This is a genomic window from Pseudomonas sp. M5A4_2d (assembly GCF_053345295.1).
In genome coordinates this window covers 230,741-254,470 of record NZ_JBKEZW010000004.1, presented here as the reverse complement: position 1 = coordinate 254,470, position 23,730 = coordinate 230,741, and the positions used below count along the sequence as shown (strand labels likewise).

26 protein-coding genes and 1 tRNA gene are annotated in these 23,730 nt (G+C 59.0%); 13 read left to right on the top strand and 14 right to left on the bottom strand.

The features are described 5' to 3' along the window. The first annotated feature begins 32 nt into the window (after positions 1–32). The 4 genes from ACLBW8_RS14290 to ACLBW8_RS14275 all read left to right on the top strand — a co-directional run bounded on the left by ACLBW8_RS14290 (position 33) and on the right by ACLBW8_RS14275 (position 5,572). The gene (locus tag ACLBW8_RS14290) at positions 33–1,658 is read left to right on the top strand and encodes a 5-guanidino-2-oxopentanoate decarboxylase (RefSeq protein WP_447805619.1); all 1,626 of its coding nucleotides are present in this window, start codon (positions 33–35) and stop codon (positions 1,656–1,658) included. Continuing rightward, positions 1,655–3,097: an aldehyde dehydrogenase family protein gene (locus ACLBW8_RS14285; protein ID WP_447805618.1), complete on the top strand. Its 1,443-nt coding sequence runs from the start codon at positions 1,655–1,657 to the stop codon at positions 3,095–3,097. The genes ACLBW8_RS14290 and ACLBW8_RS14285 overlap by 4 nt, the downstream gene beginning before the upstream one ends. Before the next feature lie 214 nt (positions 3,098–3,311). After that, on the top strand, positions 3,312–4,499 hold the full coding sequence (locus ACLBW8_RS14280) for a cyanate transporter (RefSeq protein WP_447805617.1): 1,188 nt from the start codon (positions 3,312–3,314) through the stop codon (positions 4,497–4,499). A gap of 137 nt (positions 4,500–4,636) precedes the next feature. After that, complete coding sequence (locus tag ACLBW8_RS14275; RefSeq protein WP_262667293.1) at positions 4,637–5,572, top strand: LysR family transcriptional regulator; 936 nt, start codon at positions 4,637–4,639, stop codon at positions 5,570–5,572. A 3-nt stretch (positions 5,573–5,575) separates the two neighbouring features. Here the strand turns inward: ACLBW8_RS14275 and ACLBW8_RS14270 are convergent, their stop codons facing one another. The 3 genes from ACLBW8_RS14270 to ACLBW8_RS14260 all read right to left on the bottom strand — a co-directional run bounded on the left by ACLBW8_RS14270 (position 5,576) and on the right by ACLBW8_RS14260 (position 8,158). Then, positions 5,576–5,938: a 5-carboxymethyl-2-hydroxymuconate Delta-isomerase gene (locus ACLBW8_RS14270; protein WP_064451335.1), complete on the bottom strand. Its 363-nt coding sequence runs from the start codon at positions 5,936–5,938 to the stop codon at positions 5,576–5,578. A 70-nt stretch (positions 5,939–6,008) separates the two neighbouring features. Then, positions 6,009–7,196, bottom strand: coding sequence for a low temperature requirement protein A (locus ACLBW8_RS14265; RefSeq protein ID WP_447805616.1), 1,188 nt, complete (start codon positions 7,194–7,196; stop codon positions 6,009–6,011). 26 nt (positions 7,197–7,222) lie between these two features. Then, the gene (locus tag ACLBW8_RS14260) at positions 7,223–8,158 is read right to left on the bottom strand and encodes a LysR substrate-binding domain-containing protein (protein WP_064451333.1); all 936 of its coding nucleotides are present in this window, start codon (positions 8,156–8,158) and stop codon (positions 7,223–7,225) included. Positions 8,159–8,287: 129 nt separating this feature from the next. Here ACLBW8_RS14260 and ACLBW8_RS14255 point away from each other — a divergent pair, with 129 nt between their 5' ends. Further along, on the top strand, positions 8,288–8,467 hold the full coding sequence (locus ACLBW8_RS14255) for a hypothetical protein (RefSeq protein ID WP_447805615.1): 180 nt from the start codon (positions 8,288–8,290) through the stop codon (positions 8,465–8,467). A 52-nt stretch (positions 8,468–8,519) separates the two neighbouring features. After that, complete coding sequence (locus ACLBW8_RS14250; protein ID WP_064451331.1) at positions 8,520–8,912, top strand: VOC family protein; 393 nt, start codon at positions 8,520–8,522, stop codon at positions 8,910–8,912. Positions 8,913–8,976: 64 nt separating this feature from the next. On the opposite strand, the gene ACLBW8_RS14245 is transcribed toward ACLBW8_RS14250, so the two are convergent. Beyond that, positions 8,977–9,123, bottom strand: coding sequence for a hypothetical protein (locus tag ACLBW8_RS14245; protein ID WP_167353680.1), 147 nt, complete (start codon positions 9,121–9,123; stop codon positions 8,977–8,979). 197 nt (positions 9,124–9,320) lie between these two features. Here ACLBW8_RS14245 and tcuC point away from each other — a divergent pair, with 197 nt between their 5' ends. Then, positions 9,321–10,625, top strand: a complete 1,305-nt coding sequence (tcuC, locus tag ACLBW8_RS14240) for an MFS transporter (RefSeq protein ID WP_128586705.1) — start codon at positions 9,321–9,323, stop codon at positions 10,623–10,625. Beyond that, the gene (locus tag ACLBW8_RS14235) at positions 10,625–11,383 is read left to right on the top strand and encodes a substrate-binding domain-containing protein (RefSeq protein WP_447805614.1); all 759 of its coding nucleotides are present in this window, start codon (positions 10,625–10,627) and stop codon (positions 11,381–11,383) included. The genes tcuC and ACLBW8_RS14235 overlap by 1 nt, the downstream gene beginning before the upstream one ends. Here the strand turns inward: ACLBW8_RS14235 and ACLBW8_RS14230 are convergent. Continuing rightward, positions 11,375–12,277, bottom strand: a complete 903-nt coding sequence (locus ACLBW8_RS14230) for a LysR family transcriptional regulator (RefSeq protein ID WP_064451328.1) — start codon at positions 12,275–12,277, stop codon at positions 11,375–11,377. The genes ACLBW8_RS14235 and ACLBW8_RS14230 overlap by 9 nt on opposite strands. A gap of 342 nt (positions 12,278–12,619) precedes the next feature. Between ACLBW8_RS14230 and ACLBW8_RS14225 the strand changes: the two genes are divergently transcribed. The 3 genes from ACLBW8_RS14225 (at position 12,620) to ACLBW8_RS14215 (ending at position 14,181) form a co-directional block, all read left to right on the top strand. After that, a complete protein-coding gene (locus ACLBW8_RS14225) occupies positions 12,620–12,901 on the top strand; it encodes a type II toxin-antitoxin system ParD family antitoxin (RefSeq protein WP_259745791.1) in 282 nt (93 codons plus the stop codon). Then, positions 12,898–13,236, top strand: coding sequence for a type II toxin-antitoxin system RelE/ParE family toxin (locus ACLBW8_RS14220; protein ID WP_447805613.1), 339 nt, complete (start codon positions 12,898–12,900; stop codon positions 13,234–13,236). The genes ACLBW8_RS14225 and ACLBW8_RS14220 overlap by 4 nt, the downstream gene beginning before the upstream one ends. Positions 13,237–13,347: 111 nt before the next feature. Beyond that, entirely contained in the window at positions 13,348–14,181 is an 834-nt protein-coding gene (locus ACLBW8_RS14215; RefSeq protein WP_410524795.1) for a hypothetical protein, read from the top strand. 23 nt (positions 14,182–14,204) lie between these two features. Here the strand turns inward: ACLBW8_RS14215 and ACLBW8_RS14210 are convergent, their stop codons facing one another. From ACLBW8_RS14210 to ACLBW8_RS14195, 4 genes are all read right to left on the bottom strand, one after another. Then, positions 14,205–14,336, bottom strand: a complete 132-nt coding sequence (locus tag ACLBW8_RS14210; RefSeq protein ID WP_257784296.1) for a hypothetical protein — start codon at positions 14,334–14,336, stop codon at positions 14,205–14,207. Positions 14,337–14,497: 161 nt separating this feature from the next. Continuing rightward, positions 14,498–15,049 carry a tetratricopeptide repeat protein gene (locus tag ACLBW8_RS14205; protein ID WP_221294194.1) on the bottom strand — a complete coding sequence of 184 codons (552 nt, stop codon included), beginning with the start codon at positions 15,047–15,049 and terminating at the stop codon, positions 14,498–14,500. A gap of 247 nt (positions 15,050–15,296) precedes the next feature. Further along, positions 15,297–15,551, bottom strand: coding sequence for a hypothetical protein (locus ACLBW8_RS14200; RefSeq protein WP_447805612.1), 255 nt, complete (start codon positions 15,549–15,551; stop codon positions 15,297–15,299). Beyond that, on the bottom strand, positions 15,520–15,804 hold the full coding sequence (locus ACLBW8_RS14195) for a hypothetical protein (RefSeq protein ID WP_447805611.1): 285 nt from the start codon (positions 15,802–15,804) through the stop codon (positions 15,520–15,522). Before ACLBW8_RS14195 ends, ACLBW8_RS14200 begins: the two co-directional genes overlap by 32 nt. A gap of 28 nt (positions 15,805–15,832) precedes the next feature. On the opposite strand from ACLBW8_RS14195, the gene ACLBW8_RS14190 reads away from it, so the two are divergent. Continuing rightward, positions 15,833–17,059 (top strand): MFS transporter, encoded by a 1,227-nt coding sequence (locus ACLBW8_RS14190; protein WP_447805663.1) that lies wholly within the window; start codon positions 15,833–15,835, stop codon positions 17,057–17,059. 78 nt (positions 17,060–17,137) lie between these two features. Here the strand turns inward: ACLBW8_RS14190 and ACLBW8_RS14185 are convergent, their stop codons facing one another. Continuing rightward, positions 17,138–18,604, bottom strand: coding sequence for a carbohydrate-binding protein (locus ACLBW8_RS14185; protein WP_447805610.1), 1,467 nt, complete (start codon positions 18,602–18,604; stop codon positions 17,138–17,140). Between the two features lie 448 nt (positions 18,605–19,052). Between ACLBW8_RS14185 and ACLBW8_RS14180 the strand changes: the two genes are divergently transcribed. Further along, positions 19,053–20,741, top strand: coding sequence for an FAD-binding protein (locus ACLBW8_RS14180; protein ID WP_447805609.1), 1,689 nt, complete (start codon positions 19,053–19,055; stop codon positions 20,739–20,741). Positions 20,742–20,935: 194 nt separating this feature from the next. On the opposite strand, the gene ACLBW8_RS14175 is transcribed toward ACLBW8_RS14180, so the two are convergent. The 4 genes from ACLBW8_RS14175 to bamC form a co-directional block, all read right to left on the bottom strand. Next, positions 20,936–21,025 (bottom strand) — tRNA-Ser (locus ACLBW8_RS14175). A gap of 83 nt (positions 21,026–21,108) precedes the next feature. After that, positions 21,109–21,822, bottom strand: coding sequence for a phosphoribosylaminoimidazolesuccinocarboxamide synthase (gene purC, locus ACLBW8_RS14170; RefSeq protein WP_073521641.1), 714 nt, complete (start codon positions 21,820–21,822; stop codon positions 21,109–21,111). Positions 21,823–21,849: 27 nt separating this feature from the next. Next, positions 21,850–22,608 (bottom strand): MBL fold metallo-hydrolase, encoded by a 759-nt coding sequence (locus ACLBW8_RS14165; RefSeq protein WP_064451320.1) that lies wholly within the window; start codon positions 22,606–22,608, stop codon positions 21,850–21,852. A gap of 4 nt (positions 22,609–22,612) precedes the next feature. Continuing rightward, positions 22,613–23,728 carry an outer membrane protein assembly factor BamC gene (gene bamC, locus ACLBW8_RS14160; protein WP_064451319.1) on the bottom strand — a complete coding sequence of 372 codons (1,116 nt, stop codon included), beginning with the start codon at positions 23,726–23,728 and terminating at the stop codon, positions 22,613–22,615. Positions 23,729–23,730: the final 2 nt, after the last annotated feature.

Below are 23,730 nucleotides of genomic sequence, written 5' to 3'. Positions count from 1 at the left end.
ACCGCCTCGAATCCATCACAAGAGCGACATGTATGGCCACCTGCGGCGAAGTATTGGTCAACCTCCTGGAAAGCTACGGCGTGGACCAGGTGTTCGGCATCCCCGGCGTGCACACCGTGGAGCTGTACCGCGGCCTGGCGCGTTCGCGCATCCGGCACGTCACTCCGCGCCACGAGCAGGGCGCAGGCTTTATGGCCGACGGCTACGCGCGCACCAGCGGCAAGCCAGGGGTGTGTTTCATCATCACCGGCCCGGGCATGACCAACATCACCACCGCCATGGGCCAGGCCTATGCCGACTCGATCCCCATGCTGGTGATTTCCAGCGTGCAATCGCGCAGCCAATTGGGCGGCGGACGCGGCAAGTTGCACGAGCTGCCGAACCAGGGCGCGATGATCGCGGGCGTCGCCGCGTTCTCCCATACCTTGATGTCGGCAGCGGAGTTGCCTGGCGTATTGGCGCGCGCGTTTGCGCTGTTCCAGGCCGGTCGACCGCGCCCGGTGCATATCGAGATTCCACTGGATGTGCTGGTCGAAAACGCCGATGCACTGCTCGACATTATGCCTGTCAGCGTCGCGCGCGCCGGTGCGGCGCCGTCGGCGGTCAAGCAGATGAGCCAATTGCTCGCGGCCGCCAAACGCCCGTTGATCCTCGCCGGTGGCGGCGCCATTGATGCCGCCGCGCCACTGATGCACCTGGCCGAAACCCTCGGCGCACCGACGGCCCTGACCATCAATGCCAAGGGCATGCTGGCGTCCACACACCCATTGCTGATCGGCTCGACCCAAACGCTTGTCGCCACCCGCGCCCTCGTCGCCGAAGCCGATGTGGTGCTGGCCATCGGCACGGAGCTGGCGGAAACCGACTATGACGTGACCTTCGCCGGCGGCTTTGAGATTCCAGGTTTACTGCTGCGGATCGACATCGACCCCGACCAGACCGTGCGCAACTACCCGCCGCATGTCGCGCTGGTGGCCGATGCACAAATAGCCGCCGAAGCCTTGCTGGCGGAACTGACAACCGCGCCATTGCCCGCTCGCCACAGCGACTGGGGCACTCAGCGCGTCGCCCGTTTGTGGGCCGAATTGACGCCCGCCTGGGACGCCGCCACGCGCGCGCAAACCCTGTTCCTCAACACCGTCCTGGAGGAACTGCCCGATGCCGTGCTGGTGGGCGATTCCACCCAACCGGTGTACAGCGGCAACCTGACCCTGAACCTCGACCACCCACGCCGCTGGTTCAACTCATCCACCGGCTACGGCACCTTGGGTTACGCCCTGCCTGCGGCCATCGGCGCCTGGTTGGGGCGCGGCGACGGGCAGCCGGTGGTGTGCCTGATCGGCGACGGCGGCCTGCAGTTCACCCTGCCGGAACTGGCCAGCGCGGTGGAAGCGCGCGTGCCGGTGATCGTGCTGCTGTGGAATAACCAGGGCTACGAGGAGATCAAGAAATACATGGTTAACCGTTCCATCGAGCCGGTCGGCGTGGACATCTACACCCCGGACTTCATCGGCGTGGCCACGGCCTTGGGCTGCGCTGCCGAAAGCATCCAGGGCATCGAGCCACTGCGCACGGCATTGCGCGCCGCCGCCGATCGCCAGGGGCCGACGCTGATTGAAATCGACCAGGCGCTCTGGATGAAGGCGGTAGCGGTATGAGCACAGTATTGAACGGTGTGTTTATCGGTGGGGAATGGCGGACGGGCCATGAAGTGCTGGAGGTGATCAACCCGGCCACCGAGGCGACGTTGGCCCACGTCAGCGTGGGTGATGCGAGCGCCGTGAGCCAAGCGGTCGGCGCGGCCAGTGCGGCTTTCATCGACTGGTCGAAAAGCACCGGCAGTGATCGCGGCGCCCTGCTGCGCAAGGTCGCCCGGGGCGTGAGCGAGCAACGCGAACACTTGATGCGGCTGCAATCGAGCAACAGCGGCAAGCCTCTGTTTGAAGCGGGCATGGATGTGGATGACGTGGTCGCCACCTTCGACTACTACGCCGGCATCGCCGAAGAGATGGACGCCGGGCAAGACCGCCCGGTGGCACTGCCCGCCGATGATTTCTGCGCGCGCCTGCGACGAGAGCCGTGCGGCGTGGTGGGGCTGATCGTGCCGTGGAATTTCCCGATGGTCACCACCGCCTGGAAACTCGCCCCGGCGCTGGCTGCCGGCTGTTGCGTGGTGCTCAAGCCGTCGGAAGTTACGCCGCTCGCGGAGCTGCACCTGGCGCGGATTATTGCTGAGGCAGGGTTCCCGGCCGGGGTGTTCAATCTGGTCTGCGGCGCCGGCTTGGCAGTCGGTGCACCGCTGGCAGCGGACCGTCGAGTCGCGAAGATTTCCTTCACCGGCAGTAACGCCGTCGGCGTGCAGGTGATGCAACGTGCCGCTGAAACCATCAAGGGTGTAAGCCTGGAATTGGGGGGTAAATCCTCATTGCTGGTATTGGCCGATGCCGACCTCGACCTGGCAGTGGAACTGGCCTGTGGCGGCGGCTTTTTCAACGCCGGGCAGATCTGTTCCGCCACCAGCCGCGTGCTGGTAGCGGACAGCCTCGCGGATGAATTCCTGCAGCGTTTGCAGGCGCGGGCTGAAGGGATTCGTGTGGCGGACCCGTTTGTCGACGATGTGGAAATGGGCGCGTTGATTAACCGGGCGCAGTATCAGCGGGTGCTGGGGCACATTCAACGCGGCGTTCACGATGGCGCGCGGTTGTTGTGTGGCGGTGATCGCCCGGCGGACTTGGCGAAGGGCTATTTCATTCGCCCGACGGTATTCACCGATGTGCCGTTGGACAGTGCCTTGTGGAACGAAGAGATCTTCGGCCCGGTGCTGTGTGTACGCCGTTTTGCCTCCGAGGAAGAGGCCATTGCGTTGGCCAACGACAGCGATTTCGGCCTGGTGGCCAGTGTGGTGAGCACCGATGCCGAAACCGCCGACCGCGTGGCCAATGCCTTGCAGGCCGGGCTGGTATGGATCAACGCGCCGCAGGTAATCTTCCCGCAGACGGCATGGGGCGGTTACAAACAGAGCAGCATCGGCCGCGAGTTGGGCCCGTGGGGGCTGGCGGCGTTTCAGGAGATCAAGCATGTGATTCGCTCCCACTAACGACGAAGGTCCCCTGTGGGAGCGGGCTTGCCCGCGAATGCGGTGTATCAGGCAATGAATCTGTGACTGACACACCGCTTTCGCGAGCAAGCCCACCTTTCGATTGGCGGTGTCTCAGTCATCTGCAATTTTTAGATAGCCCCAACGACTTTCTGATTTGCCCCCCCCTCCCCGTGCGTGGCCTGATTCGCCCTTGTCTATTCAAGGCCCGCCCATGGAAAACGTTCACGCAAAACCCGCCACCGCTGTCTGGCTGATGATCAGCGTTGTACTGGTCGCCCTTAATCTGCGCCCGTCGATGGCCGCCATTGGCCCGCTGTTGTCGTCGATTCGCACGGATGTGCCGTTGAGTTTCAGCAGCGCGGCGTTGCTGACCATGCTGCCGGTCATGGCCATGGGCCTGGCGATGTTCTTTGGCATGGGCCTGGCCAAGCGTTTTGGCGAGCACCGCAGCATTGTGATGTCGCTGGCAGTCATTGGCCTCGCCACGCTCTCACGGCTGTTTCTGGATTCGGCGCTGGAGCTGATCGTCAGCGCAATCGCTGCCGGCGTGGGCATTGCGATGATCCAGGCCGTGATGCCGGCGCTGATCAAGTCGCGGTTCAGCGATAACGTTTCGCTGTTCATGGGCCTCTACGTCACCGCCATCATGGGCGGCGCGGCGCTGGCAGCTTCGTTCTCGCCATTCGTGCAAGTGCAGACCGGCAGCTGGCGCATCGGCCTGGCGATCTGGGCCGTGTTGGCGTTGTTGGCCCTAGTGTTCTGGTATGCCCAGCGCTCGGTGCTGCCGCCGTTGACGCACGCCGACGCCGGTGCGCAGGAATCGTTTTTGGGCAATCGCCGGGCCTGGTTGCTGGCGGTCTTTTTTGGTCTTGGTACCGCGTCCTACACCTGTGTACTGGCATGGCTGGCGCCGTATTACGTCGAGCAAGGCTGGAGCGAACAGAGCGCCGGTTTGCTGCTGGGGTTCTTGACCGCGATGGAAGTGGTGTCCGGGCTGATTACCCCGGCCATCGCCAACCGCCGCCAGGACAAACGCGGTGTGGTGGCGGTGCTGCTGGTGCTGATCATCGTGGGGTTCGGCGGCCTGATCCTGAGCCCGCAACACGTGAGCCTGTTGTGGCCATGCCTGCTGGGCCTGGGCATTGGCGGCCTGTTTCCGATGAGCCTGATCCTGTCCCTCGACCACCTCGACAACCCTCGCCGCGCCGGCGGCCTGACCGCGTTTGTGCAAGGCATCGGCTATCTGATCGCTGGCCTGTCACCCCTTATCGCCGGGATGATCCGCGACCAATTGGGCAGCTTCGAATGGGCATGGTGGTCGCTGACCGCGGTGATCGTCGTGATGCTGTTGATCGTCACGCAGTTCAACCCAAAGCATTACGCGCAACATATCCGCTGACGTCGTGTTGCCAACATTTTTTGTCCCAAGCCAAACATAGAAACGACCTACAGCACTTTCTATTGGCACGACCGTTCCGTTAAGCTTTTGCCCTTGTCGCGCGCTGCCTCAGTGCCAAGGCTTACCGGACGGAATGGATGCTAAACAGTAATTTGCTCAGAAAGCTCGATATGCAGGACTTGATGGTGTTTATCGCCGTCTACGACCAGAGCAGCGTTACCGAGGTGTCTGAAACGTTGTTCGTCAGCCAGTCCACCGTGAGCTACAGCCTGAAGAAACTGCGCACCAGTTTTGAAGATGAGCTGTTTATCAACACGCGGGCGGGCATGCGCCCTACGTACAAAGCCACCACCATGTACGAGCATGTGCAGAAGATCCTGGAAAGCATCAACCTGTGTCATGCCGGTGGCCAGGCCTTCGACCCGACGCAGAAGGCCGTGACCTTCAATGTGTGCGCCCCGGAATACTTCGAGCAGTTGATCCTGCCGCGCCTGTTGAAGAACTTCGACCACGCCGACCTGCCGGTGATCGTCAATGTGCAAAAGCTGGAAACCGAGATCCCCGCCGACGACCTGCGTGAAGGCCGCCTCGACCTGGTGATTTGCTTCGGCCCGCACTTTCACCGCGCCCACAAAGACTTCAAGACCCAGATGCTGCTGGAAGACGACCTGGTGTGCGTGTTCGATAAACGCTCGGCACCGCGCGAGCCGACGTTCAGCCTGCAATCGTTCGTCGAGCGGCGCCACGTGTTCCCCACGCCGTGGACGTCCGACACCAACATGATTGACGGCTGGCTTACACGCCAGGCCCACAAGCGCCAGGTCATCGCCCGGGCCAACAGCTACAGCGCGGCCTTGAAGATGATCACCGGCACTGACTTCATCGTTACCCTGCCGCGCCGCGTACAAAAGCTGCTGGCCCCGGCCACGGTGTTCGGCCATTGCGAAGCGCCCAACGGTTTACCGGGGTTCACACTGGACATGCAGTGGAACGAAACCAGTGAGCAGGACCGCGCCAACACATGGTTTCGCGAGCAGGTGGTGAAGGTGTGTGCGGACCAGGGGCTACTGTAACCCTTAGCCGATCGCTACCTTGCTGTAGGAATCGCGATCCATGTCCACCAGTTGGACACTGAGTTGAACCTGCGCATCCGCCGGCCAATCACCCAGGTCCTGCAATGCCGCCAACAGGCTTTGCGACAGCTGCTGCTTGACCTGCGGTGACCGCCCGCTGAGCAGCGACAGCTTCACCGCGATAAAGCCGCGCGGGCCGAGGGAGGTGCCGACCTGGAAACTCTCGACCTTCACGGCGCGGCTTTTGATATCGAACTCGGAACCGAACTGCCCGGATGCCATCAGCACGTTGTTGAGCCGCAGCAGCGTCTTCTCGACGGCAAGGCCTGTGAGGTTGGCGGTGTATTCCAGGTGCAGGTGCGGCATGAAAAGCTCCGAATGGTTGTAGGAAAAGAGTCATACGTATAGCACGCAGCCGAACTGATTCGGAGCGCTTTCAATGTGAAACTTCGGTCACGCTGCGCAACGAGCGGTTTTCCCAAAACGCTACGATCACCAATACAGCGGTGGTCAGCGCCCCCAGTGCCAAGGCCGAAAACACCTGCGATAACCCCAGCAGCAACAGCACCAGCAACATCAGCAACCCGCCCAGGTGAGAAAACGGCGGCAACGGCCGGTCACTCATCACCCACTTGAACAGCGCACTGCCCAACAGAAACACCCCGGGGCCGGCGATGATCGCCATGACACCCGCCTGGCTGGCATGCCCCGGATGCACCAGCACCAGCTCATCAGCCACTGCACTCACAATGATCCCGGCGACGATCAATACGTGCAGGTAGGTGTAGGCAATTCGTGCCTGGCGACCCGGGTCGGCAGAACTGGCGATACGGTGATGGGCGCGCTCGGCGCCGCTGTCAAAATAGATCCACCACAGGGCAATGCTGCCCACCACCGCCACCAGAAATGCGCCCAGGCCTTCCATGCTCCAGGGCAACTGCGCGAAGGTGGCGCCGGTCACCAGCAATGATTCGCCCAGGGCGATGATCACAAACAGGCCGCAACGTTCGGCCATGTGGTTGCCTTCCACATTCCAGTCCGCCAGTGTCGAACACCCGAGCCCCGGCACCCAGAAATACACCGACGGCGAGACCAGCTCAATCAACAGCGCCAGCGCCCAGAACGCCAGGCGCTGCTCACCTTCGAACAGCGCGCCAGTGACCCAGAACACCGCGGAACAGAGCATCCACGCCAGGATCCGCTGGAAATTACGGGTCATGTTGAGTGACTCGCCGCGCACGGCCCACAACGCGAACAGCGTGCGGCCTACTTGCATAAAGACGTAGGCACCGGCAAACAGCAAACCGCGGTCGGTAAATGCCTTGGGAATCGACGAGGACAACAGCAGGCCGGCCACCATCAAGCCGAACAGGCCGATGCGAATCGGGATTTTCTCCGGGTCGAGCCAGTTGGTGACCCATGAGGTGAAGATCCACACCCACCAGACCGCGACCATCATCAACGCCACCTGCACCGCGCCGCCGAGGGTCAGATGGGCCAGCAGCGAATGGGACAGTTGGGTCACGGCAAACACGAACACCAGGTCGAAAAACAGCTCGACCATGCCCACCTTGCCGCTGTCATGGCTGCCGCGTCCGCGCAGCAAGGAACGGGATAGGATCATCGGTGGCTCTCCCTGAAGGGCTTATCTCAAGATTTTGGCGCCAGCACCGGCAGCATGTCCCGCTCGCTCATAAATGCCTCCAGCCTTGAACGCATCCAACGTTCCGCCGGGTCGGTGTCGACATGGCTGAGCCAAACCATGGACAAGTCCAGGGTCGGGGTTTCGAATGGAAATGGCTCGCAAAACAGGTGCCCGCCGGCCGCCATGGCCTGGGCCGTGTAGTCCGGCAGGCTGGCGATCATGTCGGTGCCGGCGAGCAACGCCGGCAGCGCACTGTACTGCGGCACGGACAACACCACATGACGCTTGCGACCAATCTCCGCCAGCCATTCATCGGCAAACCCGGACACGTTGGCGGTGTGGGACACCAGTACATGCGGGCGGGCGCAATATTCGTCGAGCGTCAGCGGTTTGTCCGAGGCGTCGGCCCGCAACAGGCAGGGGCGGATATGCCGCAACAGTTTACGCTTGGCATTTGCCGGCAGGCCGCGTGTCTGGGTGATGCCAACGGTGATATCGCCTGAAGCCAGCAGGTCGGGGATACGCCAGTAATCCACGTGCTGCACCACAAATACCACCAGCGGCGCCTCCTGGCGCAAGGCCCGCAGCAAGGGCGGCAGCAGGCCGAACTCAACGTCATCGGACAGCCCGATGCGGAAGGTCATGGTGCTCTGGGTGGGGTCAAAATCGTGGGTCAGGCTCAAGGCCGATGACAGGGAATCGAGGGCCGGCGACAGGTGCTGGATGATCTCTTCGGCACGGGCGGTGGGCTCCATGCGGTGGCCGACGCGAATAAACAGCGGGTCATTGAACAAGGTGCGCAAACGGTTGAGGGCCGAGCTGATGGTGGGCTGGCCGAGAAACAGCTTCTCCGCCACACGCGTCACATTGCGCTCGAGCATCAGTGCTTCGAAGACCACCATCAGGTTGATGTCGGCCTTGCGTAATTCATTGCGATTCATCGGCGCCCGCCCCTTTCCCCAAGACAAGCCGCAGTTTAGAAAGGCCAGGGGGCTGCGTCTATGTGCGCACTGTTCATCGGGTGGCTTTGGCGCTATAAATCAGCGTTTGAAGGTCACAGGAACACACTCGTGCTGGTCATTCTCGCCTTGGCCATTGTCGTGGCCGGGTACTGCCTCTGGGTTGTCAGGTTTCTCGCACACCCCACCGAGAGGACGTTGCTGCGGGTGTTTATCGGCCTGTGCCTGGCGGCAGTGGTGGCCTATTGGGTACTGGCGCTGGGCTTTCCTGTTTCCGCGCTGGTTTCATAAGCCAATACCTGTCTTTTAATACGCTGACTCTCTGAGCAAGGACTGCTTAACCATGAAATTCGCCTACACCATCATCTATGTGCCGGACGTGGCCGCATCACTGGCATTCTTCGAAAAGACCTTCGGTTTCAGTCGCCGATTCCTGCATGAATCGGGCACCTATGGCGAATTGGAAACCGGCGACACCACCCTCTCGTTTGCCGCCCATGAATTGGGCGAACTGAATTTCGAGGGCGGGCACATAGCGGCGCATGCCTCTAAAAAGCCTTTGGGAATGGAGGTTGGGTTCGTGACCGAAGATGTGTTCGTCGCCCATGCCAAGGCGCTCATGCATGGCGCAAAGGAGCTGTCGCCGCCCAGCACCAAGCCTTGGGGGCAAGTGGTGTCGTATGTGCGTTGCCCGGATGGCACGTTGGTGGAGTTGTGTACGCCGATTCAAGGCTGAATATGGAATTAAAGTGGGAGCCGGCTTGCCAGCTCCCACCGTTTGATCATCATTGCCTGGATATTCAGGGTTTCAGCGGGCGCTCCTGATCCCGCTCGGAAAGCTCATGCCCGTCATCTGGATGCTTCCAGGTCTGCGGCTTTTCTTCCTCATGCCGTCGCTCGGGTTGCTCGCGCGCCGACTCATCCTGACGCTTCTGTTCGTTAGCCATTGCCACCTCCCATCCGTAAGAATTGGTCACACCTTAAGCATAGAACAGGGTGTGGATTTTTGACGCGACTGACGATTGATAGCCTTGGCGCATCAATACATCCAAATTACTCACTTATCATTTCTAAATGTGTCAGCCACTATCCGCGGTCTTAAGCGAAACAAGCACTTTAAAAAGAACGCTGGAGACACAAAATCATGACTAGCCCTTCCCGGCCCGACTCTGCCCGCTCGAAAGTTGGTGCGGTATTCCGCGTTACTTCGGGCAACTTCCTCGAACAGTTCGACTTCTTTCTGTTCGGCTTCTACGCCACCTATATCGCTGCCGCGTTCTTCCCCGCCGCCAATGAGTTTGCGTCATTAATGATGACCTTCGCCGTCTTCGGTGCAGGCTTCCTGATGCGTCCACTGGGCGCGATCATTTTGGGTGCCTATATCGACGACGTGGGTCGCCGCAAAGGGTTGATCGTGACGCTGTCGATCATGGCCAGCGGGACCTTGCTGATCGTGCTGGTGCCGGGTTATCAAACCATCGGTCTGTGGGCACCGTTGCTGGTGTTGCTGGGCCGCTTGCTGCAAGGCTTCTCTGCCGGTGCAGAACTGGGGGGTGTCTCGGTTTACCTCTCCGAAATGGCCACACCCGGGCGCAAAGGCTTCTACACCAGCTGGCAGTCGGGCAGCCAACAGATCTCCATCGTGGTCGCGGCCGCCTTGGGCTATGGCCTGAACGTCTGGATGCAACCGGCCGTGGTGGCCGATTGGGGCTGGCGCATTCCGTTCGCCATCGGCTGCGTGATCATCCCGTTCATCTTCGTGCTGCGCCGTAACCTGCAGGAAACCGAAGAGTTCGCCAATCGCAAGCATCGCCCGACCATGCGCGAAGTGCTGGCGACCCTGGTGAAAAACTGGACCATGGTCATCGGCGGCATGCTGATGGTGGCCATGACCACCACCGCGTTCTACCTGATTACCGTGTATGCGCCGACCTTCGGCAAGACCGTGCTGCAACTGAGCACCTCCGATGCACTGCTGGTGACGTTGCTGGTAGCCGTGTCGAACTTTGTCTGGCTGCCGATCGGCGGCACCCTGAGCGACCGCTTCGGCCGCAAGCCGGTGCTGGTGGCGATGACCGCCCTGACCGTTATCACCGCGTACCCGGCGCTGTCGTTCGTGGTGAACGCGCCAAGCTTCGCGCATATGCTGGAAACCCTGCTGTGGTTCTCGTTCCTGTACGGCATGTACAACGGCGCAATGATTCCGGCCCTGACCGAAATCATGCCGGTGGAAGTGCGCGTGGCGGGCTTCTCCCTGGCCTATAGCCTGGCGACGGCGATCTTCGGTGGGTTCACCCCGGCGATCTCCACCTGGTTCATTCACATCACCGAAGACAAGGCTTCGCCGGCCTACTGGATGATGTTTGCCGCGTTGTGCGCCTTGTGTTCGACCCTGGCGTTGTATCGTCGCGCCAATACCCGTGGGCAGGTGATGCAGGGGGCTGCGTGATGAAGCCGTTGTTCAAAACCCTGGCGGCCCTGGCCCTAGGCGCCCTGGCGCTGACGGCACAGGCCGAAGAACTCAAGGTGATGACCTCCGGTGGTTTCACCGCCGCGTATAAATTGCTGGGCCCGCAATACGCCCAGCAAAGCGGTGACACCCTCGACACTATCCTCGGCCCGTCGATGGGCAAGGCGCCGGAAGCGATTCCCAACCGCCTGGCCCGTGGCGAACATGCCGACGTGGTGATCATGGTCGGTTATGCCCTGGATGACTTGATCAAACAGGGCAAGGTCGACCCTGCGTCCCGCGTCGAACTGGCGGACTCGCGCATTGGCATGGTGGTGAAGGAAGGCGCGGCCAAGCCTGCAATCGGCACCGATGCCGAGTTGAAAGCAGTGCTGAGCAAGGCCAAGTCCGTGGCGTACTCGGACAGCGCCAGCGGTGTGTATGTCGAGAAGGAGCTGTTCAAGAAGCTCGGCATGCCGGCCAAAGGCACGATGATCGAACGCCTCCCGGTTGCCGAACAGGTCGCCAAGGGTGATTACGAGGTGGGCTTGCAGCAGGTGGCGGAATTGTTGCCGGTGCCGGGCGTGACCTACGTCGGCAAGATCCCGGAAGACGTGCAGTCGGTGACGCGCTTTGCCGCGGGCATACCGGTCAACGCCGACCACCCGGCCCAGGCCAAGGCGTTGCTGCATTACCTGGCCTCGCCCGAAGCGCAACCGGTGGTGCAATCCACCGGCCTGGACTCGGTATCACGCTGACCGAAACGGCATCTCCCGTACCAACCGTTCCAACTCCAGCGCCGCTGGCGGCAATGTCCGCCCGCGGCGTTTTATCAGGCCCACATGGCGCATCACCTGCGGCTCGACCAACGGCACACTCACCAGGATGGGATGGGTGCCCGCCGGCATCGCAATCGACGGCACCATCGCCACCCCCAACCCCGCCTCCACCAGCCCGATCATTGTGGTCACGTGGTGGGTCTCGCAAATACTCGGTTTTTTCACGCGCACGCCACGCAAGGCCTGGTCCAGCAGGAAGCGGTTGCCTGAGGTTTTGTCCACGGTGATGTAGTCGTGCTCATAAGCTTCGGCCCAGGTCACGCTCGCGCGCTCGGCCAACGGATGACCACGGCGACAGGCCAGCACATAGCGCTCCTGAAACAGCAGCTCGAACTCCACCTCGTCGGCCAGGCTGCCACTGAAACTCACGCCGAAATCTGCCTCGCCACTTTCCACCGCGTTGCACACCTCACCGGCACTGGCATCCAGCACCCGCAGGCGAATCTTCGGGTACAGCTTGTGGAATTCGGAGATTACGTGGGGCATGAAGTAGTAAGCGGTGGACGGCACACAGGCGATGGTGACGTTACCCATGCGCGTGGACGCCACGTTACTGATGCCCATCAAGGCGGTATCAAGGTCGTCGAGTATGCGCTCCACCTGGGGCAGGAACGCTCGCCCGACCATGGTCAGGCTGACCCGCCGCGTGGTGCGCTCGAACAACTTTACATCGAGGGCGGACTCAAGCTTTTCGATACGCCGGCTGAGAGCCGGCTGCGAGATACGGATGGCCTCGGCGGCACCCCGAAAACTGCCCTTGTCCACCACGGCGCGGAAGGCTTGGAGGTCGTTGAGGTCGAAGTTGATGTTCACGGGAAGGCCAGTGTGGTCGATTTGAGGGGCATTATCGTATGGGCGGTGATGGGGCGCCATGCGTGACGGGGCCGGTTTGTATTAATAACCCTGCTACAAATATGAAGTCATACATATCAGTGGGTTATTCGCCCGCCGGCGCCACACAGTCGGCAAAAAGCGTCAATACTTTCGACCTGACCTACTCAACGGGAGAGAAAGACGCTCATGGAAACCTGCCAGAACCCCCACCCTTTTTGGACCGACGACGAGACGCCATCGAGCGGTATCGGTCAGTTGCTTCTTGCAACACGCCAATGGACCAGCAGGATTGAATCCTACTCAACACCTGCGGACGTCGACATGCGCTCAACCCAGCAAATGAGCATCACCCTGCCACTCGAGATGGCCGCCCTGGTCAAAGCCAAGGTCGCTGCCGGTGAATACGCGACCGAGAGTGAAGTCATACGCGACGGCCTGAGGGTGCTGCTGGCGCGTGACCGCGCGATGGAGGACTGGTTGCGCGACCAGGTGATCCCTGCGGCTGCCGCTCTCACGGCCGACCCTGGCCGGGCACTGTCCGCCGAGCAGGTTCGCGAACACATGGCGACAAAACGTCAGCGAAAGAGTACCGAAAAACCGTGAGTCATTCGGTAGCCTTTGCGCCTGAGGCGTTAGCCCAGCTTGACGCCCTCGAAGACTACATCAGCGATACCGAATCCCCAGTGGTAGCGGGACGCTTTGTTGACAACCTCATCAGCTACTGCGAAAGCCTTTGCGTGTTGCCCTTGCGCGGCACCCGCCGTGACGATCTGCTACCCACGTTGCGCATCACCCATTACCGGCATACCACCGCCATCGCATTCAGGGTCGCCGCCGATACTCATGCGGTGTCGATCCTGGGAGTGTTTTACGGTGGCCAGGATTATGCCGCGCGGTTCCAGAGTCACGGCGCACACGCCCCCTCGGCAGACGCGTGAGATCTCAGCGACGCTGACCGACAGCTTGATCAATAAACAAGGAAGATAAAAATGACTGACACCGGATCCCTGCATCAATTTCTGCGATGGGGGTTAAGTCTGATCGGCTTGATGGGTAGTGCAACCTTGGGCTTTTTCGCCTGGCAAAGCTTCTACCCCGTGAGCGCGGCGGCCGGCTGGAGTGTTCAAACCGTGCACAGCGATGTGCCCAAAGCGGCCTCGCTGATGCCTATGCCTGACGGCTCGCTGATGGTCAGCCAGGAACTCAACGATGCGAAAGGCAGCATCGTGCGCATCCATCCCGACGGGCAACGCGAAGTGGTGGTCGGCAGCCTGTCCAAACCTGACGGCATGTTCGCAACCCACGGCGGCTGGGTGTTCAGCCAGGAAACCGGCGACGCCCCCGTCAGCTTTCTCAAGGAGGGTGTCGTCACTGAGCTGTTCCGGGGTGAAAACGTTCAAGGCCTGTGGGTCGAGGGTGATGACCTCTACGCCATCGAAGACCGCAAGGACAATGGGCGGCTATTGCGTTATCGCTGGAGCGACCAATCCCTGACCGTCGTGCGCGACCAGTTGCACGAAGGCGAATCCGTTACCCGTTGCACCGACGGCCGAATGCTCTACACGGAAAAGAAAAAAGGTGTGGTACGGGAGCTGACCGAAGACGGCAGCGACCCTGTGGTGATGGCGGGCCTGAACAAACCGACGTTTTTGATGTGCGATGAACGCGGGCTGTGGGTCAATGAAGACTCGACGCATCGGGCAAGGTTGCTGCTGATCGACAAACAGGGGCAGCAACAGACGATTCTGTCGTTCTTGAAGGCGCCGCAGTCGATTGTGCGAACGGGGGACGGTACTTATTTACTGGCAGAAGGTGGTCGTAACCGAGTATTGAAACTGGTGAGCACATCGCTGGCGATTGCCAGCGACAGCCTACAGCACTAGCCCAGCCCAAGCCCAAACAATGGCTACTGGCAAGTCCCACCCTTGTGGTGCGACCCAGTGCCACCCACCGGGTGCGTGCCTTTCGGGCACGCCACCGCGAACATCGGACTAACGGCCAATACCACCAGCAACCCTACCAACGACAACGTCTTCATAACATCCTCCGTGACGATCACAATGCGTGATGGCACAAGGATATCATACTGCTATTGCGCAGTCCTCGGCCGGGGGCTGTTGTCAGAACAACACGCTCTAGTCGCGACGAAATACAGCCATCACGGGTGATGGCTGTACCCTGCGAGTTCACTCATATGTTTCAAGCCTGTGGCGCGGCAGCAATGGCTTCGGCCAGGTCTTCGTACTCTTCGCAGGTGGTGCTGCACAAGGCTTTGATTTTCACCAATTGCTCTTGCGCCAAGTCGACGCGGCCCTTGATCACGTAGGCCTCACCCAAGTACTCGCGAACCTGGGCGTAGTTGGGGTCGAGCGCGACCGACTTCAGGTAATAACTGATGCCTTCATCGGTACGCCCCAGTTTGCGCGTGGCGTAGCCGCGGTAGTTGAGGGCCTTGGCGGTGTTCGGGTTTTGCAGGGTATCAAGCAAGGCCAGCGCCTCGTCATAGCGCCCATCTTTCGCCAGGCGGTAGGCATAGTCGGTACGGTCGGTGTCTGAGGTGGCTTTGCTGGTTTGCAGCACGCATTTTCCGGTCTTGGTGTCCCAGACCTGGCCTTTGGGGCAGTTGGGCTTGGGCGGTGCCGACTCATCACCGGAGGCATAGGCTTGGCCTGCGAGCAAAGCTGCGCCCAGGCAAGCCCCGAATAAAAGTGCAGTGCGGTATCCAACGGCGTGTTCGTGGCGGATCTTCATGGTGGTCATGCTCCGTAACGATAGGGAAGTACAGCAGCAGATAGCACAATGCGCCGTTTCCATCAGCAGGTTAAGCCTCGGGTGACTGCCGGCCTTTGGGCGATTCGCGCCGAGCAGCCGGACGCCATTCACTGAGACGCAAATAATAGAGGCGAGCCCGCCGAGAAAACCGGGACACCCGGCTACGAAAAAGCCCCATAGCTTATTTGGCTACGGGGCTTTTTCAGGTAATTGAGGAGCGTGTAATTCAGTTTCCCCGTTCTTTATTGGCTTGGGAGAGAACCGAGGCAGCAAGGGATTTTGTAGCGTCGCTGTATTTATCGCTTTGAAGCGCCTTCCCGGCTTTCTCCTCCATCTCTGCACTCGTCTGCTTATCGTTACCGCTCTGAGCCAACGCTGAAGCAGCAAGGCTTTTGGCAATGGCTGAGGAATTGGGGTTGCTGAGCGTTTCCGCGGCCAGACTGGCCATGTTATCGGAGGTTCTTTTGATGTTTTTGCTCATGCTGCATGTCCTTTGCGGTGTGGGATTTTCTACCTGAAAATGCCTCAAAACCAAGATAGGCAGTTACCGTGAGAGCCGCAACGCGCTGTTTGTAGGCAACATTGGAGAAACCGGTACGAAAAGCGCAATCGTCCCGTAGGGCGTCGAATCGATTGCACTGATGGTTATTATCGAAACGATCGCCTGTGTAATTAGCAAAACCAATTCCTATAATCGCCTCCACTTTTCCTGCCCGTGCATCGCTTGATTTCAAGCGACATTCCCCTATGGAACCCAACACCATGCCAAGCGTCAGCCAGGCCTCCAGCGGCCGCCCTGAACATAATCAACAGAGTGTCAAACAGCAGTGGCTGGCGATTCTCTCGGTTGCCGTGGGTGCCTTCGCCCTGGTGACCAGTGAGTTTCTGCCCGTGGGCGTACTCAACGACGTCGCCAGCGACCTCGGCATCAGTGCCGGTCATGCCGGCCTGATGGTCACCCTGCCCGGCATCATGGCCGCCCTCGCTGCGCCTTTGCTGTCGGTGAGCATTGGCGCCATGGACCGGCGTTACCTGCTGATTGGCCTGACGCTGATCATGATCATCGCCAACACGGTCGTGGCCTACGCCAGCGACTTCAACCTACTGCTGTTCGGCCGCGTGCTGCTGGGTATCAGCATCGGTGGTTTCTGGGCAACGGCCATCGCCCTCAGCGGCCGCCTGGCCCCCAAGGGCGTGGGCGTAGCGAAGGCGACCTCAATCATCATGATGGGGGTGACCCTGGCCACGGTACTGGGCGTGCCCGTGGGTACGTGGCTGAGTGGCCTGATGGGCTGGCGCATGACCTTTCTGGTCACCGCAATCGTGGGCGTACCGGTGCTGCTGGCGCAGGTATTCCTGCTACCGCGACTCACCCCGGAAAAGGCTATTCAGATCCGTGATCTGCCAGCCTTGTTTATCAACCCGCAAGCACGGGTCGGCTTGATCGCTGTCTTGCTGATCGGCCTGGCGCACTTTGCTGCATACACCTATGTTGCGCCCTTCTTCAAAAACAGTTCCGGCTTCGACGGCCCGACAATTGGCTCACTGCTACTGCTCTACGGCGTGGCCGGGGTGATGGGCAATGTCTTTGCCGGTTTCGCCGCCAACCGCAGCGTGCGTCACACCCTGCTGCTGGTCGCACTGATGATCGGCACCAGCACCGCCCTGCTCCCCTACTTCGCCACCGGCATGACCGGCGCCGCAATGCTGATCGCACTCTGGGGCTTCGCCTTCGGCGCCTTCCCGGCTTGCGCCAGTATTTGGATGTTTGTCGTCGCCCCCAAGGACGTCGAACGCGGCATGCCACTGTTCGTTGCCTTGTTCCAGGTGATCATCGCTTTGGGGTCGTTCTTCGGCGGCCAAATTGTCGATCAAATGGGTAGCGCGGTGTTGTTGAGCCTGGCGACAGCGTTGGTGGGCTGTGGCTTTGTAACGGTGCTGGTGCTGGGGCGTAATGTGAGCAATAGCTTGGTGGCCCAGCCTGGCTGACCGGACGACAGAAACGAAATAGCCCTACTCGAAGGCAAAGAAAAGCCCGGCACTTCTGCCGGGCTTTTTCGTACCGCTCTAAGCTCGCCGTTTGATTGCGACCTTCGACCACAGGGTAAAGGCGACGGGTGGTGTCCAGCCTGAGTTTGATGCGTGCTCTTGCAGGCACAAATACCTGTTGCCCTCGTAAGTCACGCCATCCCCCTTGCGATACCGATGGTCCAATTGCCATTCAGGATACTCGGGGTCGGTTACGTCTCCGGCGGTTCTAACGCTCAGGCTCATGCTGGGAAGCGACTCTTTTCCCAAAGAGTCGGTTGCCGTAACAAAGTAACTGTACTGCGTGTTCGGGGTTAGACCCGAGTCTTCCCGCGTCAAGTTCGCCGTCTGACCTATGGGGGTCCCGTTGCGGTACAGCGTGTATGTTTGAATTGGACGAGGGCCGGCTGCGGCCCCCCAACTCAAGGTCACGCGGGTTTCAGTCACGTCCTTGTAGGACAAATTGGCGGGAGCCGTTGGCCGGTCGCCGATACCTGTATCACCGTGAATCAACGGGGCATAGCGATTGTAGAACTCCCAATCGTAAGGGACATTGTCCCTGCTGACGCCATTGTCCCAGTTGATCGACCAGGTCATCAGTCCTTTGATGGAATGGCCGGCAGCATCGAGACGTTTAAACGCATTAACCACCGCAGCAGGCTCAATGACATAGCCTGTCGCCGCAGCGTCAATGTTGGTCGGTAAGCCAATGACGAACTTGTCCGCGGGGATGGCGATGTAGTCCCGAGTGCCGGTGACCAGGCTCTCGGTCAGGTAGTAAAGAAAGTCCTCCTTCATCGCATCATTGTTCTGCGCAATCCAGACGCCCTGACCGTTATTGAATTCTTGAACCCAGATCCCATCGCCACCTTGGTTGTAGTATTGAGGCGCAATGAAATCGTAGTAGCCCTCGAGCGCCTGAATGTAATCAACGTACTTGCCGCCCGCCCGGAGATAGGGAAACTCAGGCGCCATACTGATAATAAAATGCTTGCCCTCACCCTTGTAGTGATCCTTGACCAGTTTCAAGGCTGTCGGCAGCACCGTCTTGTTGTCAGCGAAATCAATGGCACTTTGCTCAAGGTCGATATCCAACCCATCGAAGCCGTATATTTCAACCAAGCGGATGATCTCATTGGCCAGAGGTTGTTCATCCCCTTTGTGCAACTCGATATGAGCGTCGGCACCGCCCAACGAGATCAAGACAGCCCTGCCCTGACTGTTCAGCACGCCCACCTGGCGGCGAAACTCGTCGTCCGAGAGGTTATAGGGTTTGAACGTAGGAATGCCCTGGCCTTTCATAAAAGCAACGGCAACAACGTTGTAGTCCTTGGGTATATCCACCAGTTCTAGATTAGCGAAATGCCCACCTTGATAACCGTCACTGTGGCCCGCTGGCCAGTTATGCCAAAAGCCCATCAGGATTTTTTTATTGGCGATGTCAGGCATCAAAGAAGCTGAATCATTTATGGTTGACTTCAGTAATGAAAAATTAATCTTAGACATTGTTCTATTCCTTCAGAACGATACTAGGAGCCGTACATGGCCCGAGATTATTGACACCTCATCTCTTTGATGAATTGGCGCCTCACGCTAGAGTGAGCCCCTAAGGCTAGCGCAAGCTTTTAGATTGTCCATCATAAAAAATAAATTCGACGACAAAAGAAGAAAACACAAGGCGGCGAACGCCGGCCGACACAGGCACCTCACCCTTCTCTACCGCCAAGAACACGGGCGAAACAGTAGTGCAAGACGTTAGCAACCGATTACATTTCGGATACCCATGTAAAAGTATTAGGCTAGGGGTTTTAGCTAGAAGCATGGACAGCGTGAAAATATAGACTAAGGTGAGATACGCCTAGTGAAACACGCACTTACATTCTGATTGAGCACTAACAGTCAGGACACTTGCGCAGCGCAGGGCACATATTTTTTTGCAAGGAGGCGCACAAATATGAGTACCCCAACAGGCAACTCTAGCTTTATTACAATAACGGAAGACAACAAGACATTTTCAACCTTACAGAAAGGCTTCAATCTCCGTTGGCCGCCAAGCCCCGGAACGGGAGCGAAACGAATCTACGTGTGCAAAACACCAGAAGAAGTAATGGACGCTGCAAATGAAGCCCTCTCACAAGGCTTTCGGATCACCGTAAGGAGCGGAGCACATTGCTATGAAGGCTTCGTGTCGAACCAATTAAACAACGAAAATCTAGCCATTATTGACGTGGGCGAACTTAAAGGTTTTTCTCATGATACGGATGGCAATATTCAACCGCTCTATAAACATGACAGTCATACCCCCACCCATTACCAATACGCTGCTTTCACAGGTAGCCAGAACTGGGATGGTTATGTGGCAATGTACAAACAGAGCGGCAAGACGATACCTGGCGGTTCGTGTTACTCCGTGGGGCTCGGAGGCCACATCAGCGGCGGTGGCTACGGTTTACTGTCGCGCCTTCAGGGGTTGACGGTCGACTGGGTAACCGGCGTGGACATCCTGATTCCGGACCCCGCCAATAGCGGCAGATCGTTAATCCCCGTCCATGTCACCCCCCATTCAAATCTCAAACTGCATCGAGAGCTTTTCAAGGCTTGCTGCGGAGCCGGTGGCGGAAATTTCGGCATCATTATTCGTTACTACTTCAACGACCTGCCCGAGGCGCCACAAAAAGCGTATTGGACAACGCTCTCCTGGGACTGGTCTGACTTTGACACCATCAGTTTTAGAACATTTTTGCGTGGCTATCACGACTGGTTCGCCAAAAACGATTCAGATGCAACCTCGCCTATTTTATCAAAAGCCAACGGTGGTCTATTCAGCCTGCTGAAACTGAATCACATCGACGCCAACCCCAAAATCATTCTTGCCATCCAATACACGGGATGCGATGGCCTGGTGGGCGATCATGAGCGAGATGCTCCCTTTAACGATTTTCTCTCGGCTATAAACAGTGCCGCACCGGGCCACGGTAAGTTCTACGACGGTTTTGTATTACCCAACATCGCGCCAAGACCGCATAGCATGGCTGGCAGAGCTATCAGCCAAGCGTCGCCTGGATTGCTCATGGATTGGTTCTATATCACCCAGATGATTAATGGATCAGGAAACAATCAAAGAGGAAAGTATAAGTCTGCCTACCAAGTCGATAACTTTACCGACGAAGAATGCGATGCATTTTATAACAATCTGAGCACCCCTTCCCAACATGGGACATTCAGCCAATCCCTTGTCCAAATTGATTCTTATGGTGGGAGAATCAATAGCCTGGGCCAAGGAAACACGGCTGTTCCACAGCGTAAGTCAATATTAAAGTCTCAATATCAAACCTACTGGACTGACCCCGCTCAAGACAACATTCAACTCGCATGGATCAATAAAATCTACGAAGACGTCCATGCCAGTCAACCCAATCAGCGACCGGGCGTCGAGGGGCGATATGAAGGCTGCTACATCAACTATCCGGATGTCGACATGCTAGTGGTAAACGGCAGGCCTGATGACAGTTGGCTGGAACTTTACTATGGAGACTCGGGATTGGTAGATGAGTTGATTTCCCTGAAAAACCAGGTAGACCCTAACAACCTTTTCAGGCACCAGATGTCGATACCGCTAACAAGAGACAGTCAAAGGCGATGAAGGCTGCCGACAGGCACAAGCGCCAGAAGCAGCCCCTTCTGCAGGCCTACTCCAACAGGGCTGCGCTCCCAGAGAACGACTGAAATGCGGCTTACGCAAGAAAACAGGGAGGCTGGAGTGGTAGAAACAAGTACGAGCATCTGAAAACAAAAAAGCCCCGTCGCTTATTCAGCGACGGGGCTTTTTCTATGTAATGGCGGAGAGATAGGGATTCGAACCCTAGGTACCGGTGAAGGTACAACGGATTTCGAATCCGTCCCATTCGGCCACTCTGGCATCTCTCCAACGGCGCGCATCATAACAGTGTGTTTCGCGGAAGCAAACCCCAAAAGCGATTTTTTTCCGTTCTATCAGATGCTTGCGTCGATTAAAGCGGTACGCCGAGGCGCTTGGCGACTTCTTCGTAGGCTTCGATAACGTCACCGAGGCCCTGGCGGAAGCGGTCTTTGTCCATCTTCTTCTTGGTGTCTTTGTCCCACAGACGGCAGCCGTCCGGGCTGAATTCGTCGCCCAGGACGATGGAGCCGTCGTGGAACACGCCGAATTCCAGTTTGAAGTCGACCAGCAGCAGGCCTGCGTCGTCGAACAGCTTGCTCAGCACGTCGTTGACCTTGAGGGACAACTCCTTCATGCGTACCAGCTGCTCAGCGGTGCCCCAGCCGAACGCCACGACGTGGGATTCGTTGATGAACGGGTCGCCCTTGGCGTCGTCCTTCAGGAACAGCTCGAAGGTGTAAGGGTTGAGCTTGAGGCCCTCTTCCACGCCCAGGCGCTTGACCAGGCTGCCGGCGGCGTAGTTACGCACGACGCATTCGACCGGGATCATGTCCAGCTTCTTCACCAGGCATTCGTTGTCGCCCAGCAGTTTGTCGAATTGGGTCGGAATGCCGGCCGCTTCGAGTTTCTGCATGATGAAGGCGTTGAACTTGTTGTTCACCATGCCTTTGCGATCAAGTTGTTCGATGCGCTTGCCGTCGAACGCCGAGGTGTCGTTACGAAACAGCAGGATCAGGCGGTTGGCGTCGTCGGTCTTGTACACCGACTTGGCTTTGCCGCGGTAGAGTTCTTCACGTTTTTCCATGATGGGCTCCGCTTGCTAAATGGTGGGCTAGGCGATGTGTCGCCAGTCGAGCCCTGAATCTTGATCGGCCAGTTGCAGCCAGTCCGGATCGCACCCGAGGGTGTCGACAAAACATTGCCGGGCCAGCTGCGGCAGGTTGTTCTTGCTGCTCAGGTGGGCCAGGACCAGGTGTTGCAAGTCTTGCCAGCCCAACTCATACACCAGGTACGCCGCCTGGTGGTTGTTCAAATGTCCAAGCTCGCCGCCCACCCGTTGCTTGAGAAAGTACGGGTAATGACCACGTGCCAGCAGGTCTCGGCAGTGGTTGGACTCGATCATCAATGCATCCAAGTCACGGTAACCGTCCAGTACCTTTGAGCAGTAGGAACCCAGGTCGGTGAGCACGCCGAAACGTCGCTCTCCGTCACTGAATACGTACTGCGTCGGCTCCTGGGCGTCGTGCGCTACGGCAACCACATTGATGCTCAACGCACCAATCTGCAGCGTCTCGCCACCGGCCAGGAAACCTGCGGGTTCTATGGGTTTGCGCATCCCGCGCAAGGTGCCGCGACTCAGGTACACCGGAAGATTGTAGCGCCGAGACAGCAAACCCACGCCATGCACGTGGTCGGCATGTTCGTGGGTCACCAGAATCGCGCTCAGCTGCGCGGGGTTTACCCCCAGGCGCAGCAGGCGCCGCTCGGTTTCCCGCAGGGAGAAACCACAATCCACCAGCACGTACGTGTCGTCATGAGCGACCAGCGTGCCGTTCCCTTGGCTACCGCTGCCGAGAACGGCAAAGCGCATCGGATCAGCCCAGGTTGTCCTGAATCACGCCCAACACTTTGCGTGCTGTTTCAGCAGGCGCAACGGTGTTGATGTTCTTCTCGACAGTAACTTGCACGCTCTCGCCAACCTTGCTCAGACGAACCTGGTAACGCTCGGCGCGGGTTTCGATCTCTTCCTTGGTCGGCTTGCTGCCGAATAACTTGCCGAAGAAGCCTGGCTCGTCGTCTTTCTTCTCGGCCTTTTCAGCCACGTTGATGTAGTACAGGCCCAGGCTGCGGTTGATGTCTTCAACGCGCCAAGGACCTTGCTCCAACGCACGGCCAACACTGGCCCAGGCGCGGTCGAGGTCTTCACCCAGGGTCAGCACCACGTTGCCGCTGCCGTCTTCGGTGAGGCTGACGCGGTTAGGCGTGTCGAAGTTACCGGCGGCGAGCAGGGAGACTGAACCACCCTTCTCGGAGATACGGCTCATGCTGGCCAGCATCTCGTCGACCAGCGCGGCGTCAACGCCCATGTTGACCGAACGCGGGGTGAAATCGACGTTGGCAGTGCTGCCGGCAGGACGCTCGGCGCTGACCACGTAGACTTCACTGGTATTGCGTTGCACGCCTGGCTCGATACGCACACGCACACGGGCTTCGCTGTCGGCGGCTACACCACCGGCCTGCAGGCGCTTGGCCATGTTGGCGGACAGTTCGCTGCCGTGCTGCCACGCCGTGGTGAACTCACCGGTTTGCGGACGCTGCTGATCAATGCGGAAACCGTTGTCCTGGAAAAACTGCACCGCCACCGGCCAGACTTCGGCAGGTGGGCGCTGAGCGATGATCCAGCGGTTGTCGCCGCTCTTCTGCAGGCTGTAGTCACTGGCGTCAGCCACGGCCGAGATCGGCTGTGGACGCGGCACCACGTACTCACCCTTGGTGGTGTCGTCGGCGACGTTGCGCGGGATCGGCAGCAACGGGTCAAGGCGCTTGGCGACATTGACGTCGGGCGGCAGTTGCATCGGTTTGGTTGCTTGTGCTTCCAGGTAATCGCTACCGCGGTCACGGAAGTAACCATCCGGGCCCCAAATCCAACCGCAGCCACTGGTGCTGGAGATAATCAAGGCAAGTGCGGAAAGTCCGGCCAATCGCTTCATGC